Raw genomic sequence first — 1,865 nt, forward strand, 5'->3', positions numbered from 1 at the left:
CGCGGCACCTCAGCGATCAGGGAGGGACATGGAGGACATCGGCTTCATGTGCGCCCGCTGCGGCGGCGAGGTCCACGACGTGACGCACAACCGCGAGGGGTCGCTGGACGGGGTCGGTTACCGGCACAACCGGCGAGTGGAGCCCTGGGACCACGAGCTGGAGCTGGCGGTCGGCGCGCCCGCGCCCCGCGCCCGCTCCTGCGACTTCTGCGACGTGGAGGGGCCGAGCTGGCTCTACTACCCGACGCTGGACCCTGAGGACACCGACATGTTCGAGGTGGAGCTGGACACCACCCACCTGTCGGACGACGACACCGCGGTGGCGGTGCTCAACATGCTGTACCCCTGGTACGCCTGCGACACCTGCTCGGTGCTGGTCGCCGACCGCAACATCGAGCTGCTGATCGCGCGCGCCCTGGACCGTACCCCGGTGCCGGCGGACGGCCCGGTGGACGAGGAGACGGTGCGGGCCCGGCTCACCGGGTCGCTGTCGGTCTTCTTCACCACCCGTCCCGGCCGCCCGCAGCCGTCGCGGGCCCTCTGAGCCGGGCCGGTCTCCCGGCCGTTCGGGCCGAGACCGCGGGGCGGACGTGAGCATGTCCGACCTCCTGATTAGGATCGGTGTCCGGTTTCAGCTGGGCACGTGAGGGACGCGTGAAGGTCCGGGGGATGCAAGGTGATCATTGATAGACGGTTTCGCGGGCCCGCGGGGTCCGGGAACGGGGGGTACGTCGCCGGGCTGCTCGCGGGGCACGTCGCCTCCGACACGGTGACGGTGACGCTGCGGCGCCCGCCGCCGCTGGACACCGAGCTGCACGTCGCGACCGACGACGACCGCGGCATCGGCGCCCGGCTGTGGGACGGCGAGGAGCGGCTGGTCGCGGAGGCGCTGGCGGGCGCGATCGTGGTCCCGGCGGTGCCGCCGGTGCCGTACGAGGAGGCGCTGGAGGCGGCGGAGAAGTACCGCGCTGCGGAGCGGCACCCGTTCCCGGGGTGCTTCGTGTGCGGGCCCGAGCGGGAGCCGGGCGACGGGCTGCGGCTGGAGCCGGGGCCGGTCGCCGAGGGCACGGTCGCGGCGCCGTGGGTTCCGGCGGAGCCGCCGGAGCCGGAGATCATGTGGTCGGTGCTGGACTGCCCGGGCGGGCTGTCGTACGGCCAGGACGATCCGCCGGTGGTGCTCGGCACGATGACCGCACAGGTCACCGAGTTGCCGGAGGCGGGCGAGCGGTGCGTGGTGATGGGGCTGGCGCGCACCCGGGAGGGCCGCCGGCTGCATGCGGCGACGGCCGCGTACGGGGCGGACGGGCGGCTGCTCGGCCGGGCCGAGCAGATCTGGATCGAGGTCGATCCGGCGCGGTTCGGGTCCTGACGGATCGTTTCCCGGCCGTGGGGGCGGCCGGAGGGATCGATCGGAAATTCTCAGCCGCCCATCCGATTCGGCCAGAAGGCGCCCGTTTGTGTCCGGTGACACTGACCGATCCCGCGCGGCGTCGTTCAATCTAGGCTTCGCGACCGAGGAGGTCGGGCCTGGATGAACGGAAACGGGTTCTGGTTCATCGTCGTGGCGGCTCTGGCGGCGTACATGGGCACCTCGTGGGAGCGGGCCAGGAAGGCCGGCGACGACGCGCGGCTCGTCCGGCAGCGGGTGTCCCGGCTGCGGGCGACCGCGACCAAGGAGAGGCTGCACGCGCTGCTGATCGCCGCCGGGGCGCTGGCGGTCATCATGCTGATCGCGCGCGGCGGGTGACGCCTCTCAGGTGACGCCAGGGGCCCGCGGGGCACGGCCGGGACCGTGCCCCCCGGGGGGCCCGCCGGAGGGGGGGCCGAGCGAGGGCGGGGGGCGCGGCGGCGAACGGGGCGGGCCC

The 1,865-nt window shown here is 74.0% G+C and carries 3 protein-coding genes; all 3 read left to right on the forward strand.

The genetic code is table 11. The features are described 5' to 3' along the window. Positions 1–28: 28 nt before the first annotated feature. The 3 genes from AB0881_RS41790 (at position 29) to AB0881_RS41800 (ending at position 1,747) form a co-directional block, all read left to right on the forward strand. On the forward strand, positions 29–544 hold the full coding sequence (locus AB0881_RS41790; RefSeq protein ID WP_366626461.1) for a hypothetical protein: 516 nt from the start codon (positions 29–31) through the stop codon (positions 542–544). 132 nt (positions 545–676) lie between these two features. Beyond that, positions 677–1,369, forward strand: coding sequence for a hypothetical protein (locus AB0881_RS41795; protein WP_366626462.1), 693 nt, complete (start codon positions 677–679; stop codon positions 1,367–1,369). Positions 1,370–1,531: 162 nt separating this feature from the next. After that, positions 1,532–1,747, forward strand: coding sequence for a hypothetical protein (locus tag AB0881_RS41800; protein ID WP_366626463.1), 216 nt, complete (start codon positions 1,532–1,534; stop codon positions 1,745–1,747). Positions 1,748–1,865 lie beyond the last annotated feature (118 nt).

The organism is Spirillospora sp. NPDC029432 (assembly GCF_040703975.1).
Lineage (GTDB): Bacteria > Actinomycetota > Actinomycetes > Streptosporangiales > Streptosporangiaceae > Spirillospora.